Origin of the sequence: Micrococcus sp. APC 4021, assembly GCF_030407635.1 — a bacterium.
Classification (GTDB): domain Bacteria; phylum Actinomycetota; class Actinomycetes; order Actinomycetales; family Micrococcaceae; genus Micrococcus; species Micrococcus luteus.
Genome location: NZ_JASDCZ010000137.1, coordinates 1 through 5,803, shown reverse-complemented (window position 1 = coordinate 5,803; position 5,803 = coordinate 1). Strand labels below are relative to the sequence as shown.

The 5,803-nt window shown below is 71.2% G+C and carries 5 protein-coding genes and 1 pseudogene; 3 read left to right on the top strand and 3 right to left on the bottom strand.

The annotated features are described in order from the left end of the window. The first annotated feature begins 192 nt into the window (after positions 1-192). The 3 genes from QL983_RS10055 to QL983_RS10045 are packed head-to-tail and all read left to right on the top strand — an operon-like array spanning position 193 to position 3,385. A complete protein-coding gene (locus QL983_RS10055) occupies positions 193-1,056 on the top strand; it encodes a (Fe-S)-binding protein (RefSeq protein ID WP_135019274.1) in 864 nt (287 codons plus the stop codon). Further along, the gene (locus tag QL983_RS10050) at positions 1,053-2,693 is read left to right on the top strand and encodes a LutB/LldF family L-lactate oxidation iron-sulfur protein (protein ID WP_230297354.1); all 1,641 of its coding nucleotides are present in this window, start codon (positions 1,053-1,055) and stop codon (positions 2,691-2,693) included. The genes QL983_RS10055 and QL983_RS10050 overlap by 4 nt, the downstream gene beginning before the upstream one ends. Further along, the gene (locus QL983_RS10045) at positions 2,690-3,385 is read left to right on the top strand and encodes an LUD domain-containing protein (protein ID WP_020624126.1); all 696 of its coding nucleotides are present in this window, start codon (positions 2,690-2,692) and stop codon (positions 3,383-3,385) included. The genes QL983_RS10050 and QL983_RS10045 overlap by 4 nt, the downstream gene beginning before the upstream one ends. A 32-nt stretch (positions 3,386-3,417) precedes the next feature. Here QL983_RS10045 and QL983_RS10040 read toward each other — a convergent pair whose 3' ends face one another. The 3 genes and pseudogenes from QL983_RS10040 to QL983_RS10030 form a co-directional block, all read right to left on the bottom strand. After that, on the bottom strand, positions 3,418-3,627 hold the full coding sequence (locus tag QL983_RS10040; protein WP_020624127.1) for a hypothetical protein: 210 nt from the start codon (positions 3,625-3,627) through the stop codon (positions 3,418-3,420). A 21-nt stretch (positions 3,628-3,648) separates the two neighbouring features. After that, positions 3,649-3,777, bottom strand: coding sequence for a putative transporter small subunit (locus QL983_RS10035; RefSeq protein ID WP_036339645.1), 129 nt, complete (start codon positions 3,775-3,777; stop codon positions 3,649-3,651). A gap of 33 nt (positions 3,778-3,810) precedes the next feature. Beyond that, positions 3,811-5,350, bottom strand: a pseudogene (locus QL983_RS10030) (sodium:proline symporter). Between the last annotated feature and the right edge of the window lie 453 nt (positions 5,351-5,803).

Below are 5,803 nucleotides of genomic sequence, written 5' to 3'. Positions count from 1 at the left end.
CCGGTGGGCGAGGGGACGGGGCGGGATCCGGTCGGGCCGGTGATGGTCGGACCACTGTGGTCAGACCAAGGAGCGTACTGTGAGGGCGGTCACCTCGCAAGCGGCTGGCATGATATGGTCTGACCACTACGGCACCCGTGTGCTGCCGCACCGCACGGCGCCCCAGGCGCCCCGTCCGGAACGGAGACCGGCATGAGAATCGCCCTGTTCGCCACATGCATCGTGGACGCGATGTACCCCAAGGTGGCCCTCGCCACCGTCCGCATCCTCGAGCGGCTCGGCCATGAGGTGGTCTTCCCGCCCGGCCAGGTCTGCTGCTCGCAGATGCACGTCAACAGCGGATACATGGAGGACGCCCTCCCCGTCGTGCGCAACCACGTCCGCACCTTCATGAAGGCCGACTACGACCTCGCCGTCGCCCCCTCCGCCTCCTGCGTGGCCTCGCTCGGCCACCAGCAGCCGGACGTCGCCCGCTCCGGCGGGGACGAGGGGCTGGCCCGCGACGCCGAGGTCGTCGCCTCCCGCACCCTCGAGCTGTCCCAGCTGCTCACGGACGTCCTCGGGGTGACGGACGCCGCGGCCCAGCTCGGCTCCTGGTTCCCGCACACCGTGACCTACCACCCCTCCTGCCACGGCATGCGCCTGCTGCGCCTGGGCTCGCGCCAGGAGGACCTGCTGCGCACCGTCGCGGACATCGACCTGCGCCCGCTGCCGGACGCCGAGGAGTGCTGCGGCTTCGGCGGCACCTTCTCCCTGAAGAACCCGGACGTCTCCGCCGCCATCGCGGAGGAGAAGATCGAGAAGGTCACCGCGTCCGGCGCCTCCCTCTGCACGGGCGGCGACGTCTCCTGTCTGCTCCACCTGGACGGGGCCATGCACCGTCGTGAGGCGCGCGGCCAGGACGGCCGCCCGCTGCGTACCGTGCACCTCGCCGAGATCCTCGCGGCCACCCGGGAGAACCCGCTCGAGGTCGACGGCCCCGTCGAACTGTCCATCCCCGCGTCCGCCGGCGTCCGCCGCGGACCGTCCGCCCGTGTTGAGGAGGCCCGCCGATGAGTACCGCACCCACCCGCGTGCGCCTGGGAATGCCCACCGTCCGCCCCGTCCATGGTGAGGGCGAGATCCTGCTGAAGACCCCGTTCCCCGAGTCTTCCCGCGAGCAGCTGGGGAACGGCCAGATGCGCGCCAACATCCGCCGGGCCACCCACACCATCCGTGCCAAGCGTGCCGGCGTCGTCGAGGAGCTGCCGGACTGGCAGGAGCTGCGCGCCGCCGGCTCCGCGCTGAAGCAGTCCGTCATGGCGGACCTGCCCGCGCTCCTCGAGCGGCTCGAGTCCGAGGTCACCGCGCGCGGCGGCGTCGTGCACTGGGCCCGGGACGCGGCCGAGGCCAACCGCATCATCACGGAGCTCGTCACCGCCAAGGGCGTGGACGAGGTGATCAAGGTCAAGTCCATGGCCACCCAGGAGATCGGCCTGGACGCCGCGCTCGAGCATGCCGGCGTGGCCGCCGTCGAGACGGACCTGGCCGAGCTCATCGTCCAGCTCGGCCACGACCGGCCCAGCCACATCCTCGTCCCGGCGATCCACCGCAACCGCGAGGAGATCCGGGACATCTTCCGCCGGGAGATGCCGGAGACGGACGAGAGCCTCACCTCCGAGCCGGCCGACCTGGCCGAGGCCGCACGCCGGCACCTGCGCGAGAAGTTCCTGAGCACGAAGGTGGCGATCTCCGGGGCGAACTTCGGCGTCGCCGAGACGGGCACGCTCTCCGTCGTCGAGTCGGAGGGCAACGGCCGCATGTGCCTGACCCTGCCGGAGACGCTGATCACCGTGATGGGCATCGAGAAGCTCGTGCCCACCTTCGAGGACCTCGAGGTGTTCCTGCAGCTGCTGCCGCGCTCGTCCACGGGCGAGCGGATGAACCCGTACACCTCCATGTGGACGGGCGTCACCGAGGGCGACGGTCCCCAGGAGTTCCACCTGGTCCTGCTGGACAACGGCCGCTCCGCGGTGCTGTCCGACCCGAAGGGCCGTTCCGCGCTGCACTGCATCCGCTGCTCGGCGTGCATGAACGTGTGCCCCGTGTACGAGCAGACCGGCGGCCACGCCTACGGCTCGGTCTACCCGGGCCCGATCGGCGCGATCCTCTCCCCGCAGCTCACCGGTGTGGACGCGGGGGAGAACGGCACCCTGCCCTACGCCTCCACGCTGTGCGGGGCGTGCTACGACGTGTGCCCCGTGGCCATCGACATCCCCTCGATCCTCATCCACCTCCGGGACGAGGACGTGCAGGCCACCCACGCCGCCCGGAAGGCCCTGCGCACGGAGAAGGACGCCGCTGCCGGCCCCCTGGCCCGCGCCAAGGCGGCGGTGGAGTCCGTCACGCCCTCGCAGATGGACGTGGCGATGAAGGGCGCCTCCGTGGTGATGTCCTCGGGTCGGCGCATGTCGCTGGCCGAGCGGGGCCTGGGGCTGGGCCGGGTCGCGGCCGGGCCAGACCGGGTGCTCGGCTGGCTGCCGGGCATCGCCGGCGGGTGGACCGACGAGCGTGACGTGCCGGCGCCCCCGCGGGAGTCCTTCCGCAACTGGTGGGCCCGCCACAAGGATGAGACCGAGCACCGGACCGCCCTGGACGGCGTCGCCGGGCTGGACCGCCAGGAGGACGAGCACGTCGAGGAGGACGGACGATGAGCGAGGCGAAGGCCGAGATCCTGCGGCGCATCCGCGAGGCGACGGCGGACGGGCCGGTCGCGGACCCGGTGCAGCGCACCTACCGGCGGACCTCCTCCCGGGACCGGGCCGAGGTGGTGGAGATGCTGCGCGATCGGCTGATCGACTACCGGGCCTCCGTGCGGGACGAGACCGAGGAGACGGTGGCCGCGGCCATCGCCGAGCTGCTCGGCCCGGACGCCCGGTACGTGGTGCCGGCCGGCCTGGAGCCGGACTGGCTCCCCACGGACTCCCGCGGGGCAGGCCGGGAGCGCATCACGGAGCCCGCGGTGGGCCACACGGGGGAGCGGGCCGCGGTCCGCGGCGCCCACGACGGCGAGCGCGAGCCCCTCAGCGTGGACGCGCTGAACGAGGTGGACGCGGTGGTGACGTCCTCGACGGTCTCCTGCGCGGAGACCGGGACGATCTTCCTCAGCGGCCGCCCGGACGAGGGCCGCCGGGCGATCACCCTGGTCCCGGACCACCACGTGTGCATCGTGCCGCTGGACTCCGTGGTGGAGCTCTTCCCGGAGGCGCTGGCCCGCGTGGAGGCGACGGCGCCGATCACCATGATCTCCGGTCCCTCGGCCACGAGCGACATCGAGCTCGAGCGCGTCGAAGGCGTGCACGGGCCGCGCCGCCTGGACGTGATCCTGCTCGACCGCGCTCGCTGACGCGGGCGCGGTATAGCAGGGGATCGAGCGGGTCAGGCCCCCTCGACGACGGCGCCGCCGGCGCGGCCCGTCTCGAGGTGGGCCTGACGCTCCCGCACGCCGCCGTACAGGGCGACGAACAGCAGCGCGAGACCGGCGGTCACGAGCAAGTGTTCGAGCCCGGCGATGCCCGGGATGGCGGCCGAGGTCTCGGCGGGCGTCAGGCGGAAGACCGTGTCGAGGGCGAGGACCACCAGGGTCACGGGCCGCCCCCGGCGGAGGCCTCAGATGATCGAGCGGCCCTCGCGGCGGGCCGCGGCCCAGTCGGCGACGAAGCCGCGGGCGATCGCGACGAGGACGGCCAGCACGAGGACGGGCCACATCAGGACGTACAGGGTGAGACCGACGGTCATGCGGATGCTCCTTGTGAGTCGGTGGACGGGGGATCAGGACACGGGGGCCGAGGCGCGCTCGACCTGCGGCAGGTCCTCGGTCGCGGGGTCGAAGTCGCCGGTCACGCGCGCGATCCGGTCGAAGTCGAAGTCCTGCCCGGAGCGGACGGACAGCCCCCAGCACACGAGGAAGGACACGGCGTAGGCCACGAGCGAGCCCGTGAGGGTGGCGTAGTCCCGCAGGAAGCCGTAGCCGAGGAACAGCATCACGACCGAGGCGATCGCGCCGACCACGACCGCCGGACGCAGGCCGAAGAAGCCGAAGCACATGATGCCCAGCACGACGCCCACGCCGAGGATCGCGAGGGTCTCCACCACGAACGCCCAGGCTCCCTCGATCGGGATCCACTCGAAGCGCACGGGCAGGAACACGGCCAGCGCGGCGAGCACGGACACCGTGAACGCGACGTTGGTGATCCTGCCCCAGTAGAAGGACGCGATCACGGGGAACACGAGGCAGCCCCACAGGGCGCCCACGAAGACCAGCAGGTCGAGGATGTCGAACTTGGCGGTGGCGAAGTACAGGGCCGCCGCCGTCGCCACGATCATGGTGATGCGGCCGATCAGCAGCATGGTCTTCGGGTCGGCGTTCTTGCGGCCGACCGACTGGCCGTAGACGTCCGTCATCACGATCGACGAGAGGGCGGACAGGTCCGAGTCGGCGGTGGAGGACAGCGAGCCGATGATCATCAGGAACGCCAGGGCCACGAGCGCCAGCGGCAGGTGGTCGGCGACCATCTGCGGCAGGAGGTTGTTGACGTCGCCGTCGAGCGGCTCGACGCCCAGGTAGAGCGCCATGACGCCGAGCATGCCGACGCCGATCACGGTGCCGCCGTAGCCGAGGGTGGCCGTGATGAAGGTGGGCTTGATGAGGTCCTCACGCACGGCGAAGAGGCGCTGGGCGATGGTCTGGTTGCCGATCGCGTAGGCCAGCACGGCGGCGATGTACGGCGCCCCCTGGTTCATGAACGACTCGGAGGAGAAGAAGCTTTGCTGCTGGGCCGTGACGTGGCCGGCCTCGACGCCGGCCTGGAACATGCCCGGGCCGCCCGCGGCGAAGAACACGGCGGGGATGATGATGACGGTCGCGCCGAGCATGGCCATCACCTGGGCGAAGTCGGTGAGCACGGAGGCGCGGAAGCCGGACCACAGGGTGTACAGCAGCACGCCCGCGGCCACGATCAGGATTCCCGCGCCGAAGGACAGCGGGGACAGCAGGGAGATCAGGGCGCCGCCGGCGATGAAGTTGGAGGTCAGGGAGATGACGGAGCCGAGCACGGGAGACGCCGTACGTGTAGCCGGCGGTCACGGAGGCGTACATGGAGGCGGCCCAGATCCAGGTGGCCGTCATGGAGGCGGCGGACACGCCGAAGCCGATCCGATTGCCGGCCGTCATGTAGGCGTCGGCGTTCTCCTTCTTCTTGGAGATGGCCACGGACATGATCATGGTCCCGCCGTAGAACAGCGCGACGAGCAGGATCACCCCGATCACGCCGAGCTGGGTCAGGGATGCTGCGTCCTGGGAGGGCGGCATCGGACTTCCTTTCGCACGAGTGACTGTGGACGTCCCGATCCCCCGGCGCGGTCCGGTCAGGGCACGGCTCCACAGGGCGGAAGGTGGCGTACCGATCACGTCGCGGCCAGGGGGCCGGGGAGGTGGAGGGCATCCCGCCGGGTCCCGAGTCCACGAACGGCGAGCTCTCTGCTCAAGCCATCGCGGTCCCTCGGCCCTGGGCGGCGCTGTCAACACCGGCATCCTGGCGGAACGAGCCCACCCGGATGGGGTGATCATCACATGATCGGCGCAGAAATGGCAAAAACATAGATCTTTTTCAGCAGGGCGGGGGCATGAGTGCGCGGTGCAGAAGCACGACAGAATGGGCGGATGACCGTTCCCCCCGGCTCCCCGGCCGCTCCCTCCGCCCCCGCTTCCCCACGACGGCGCCACGCCCTGCTGAAAAAGATCTATGTTTTTGCCATTTCTGCG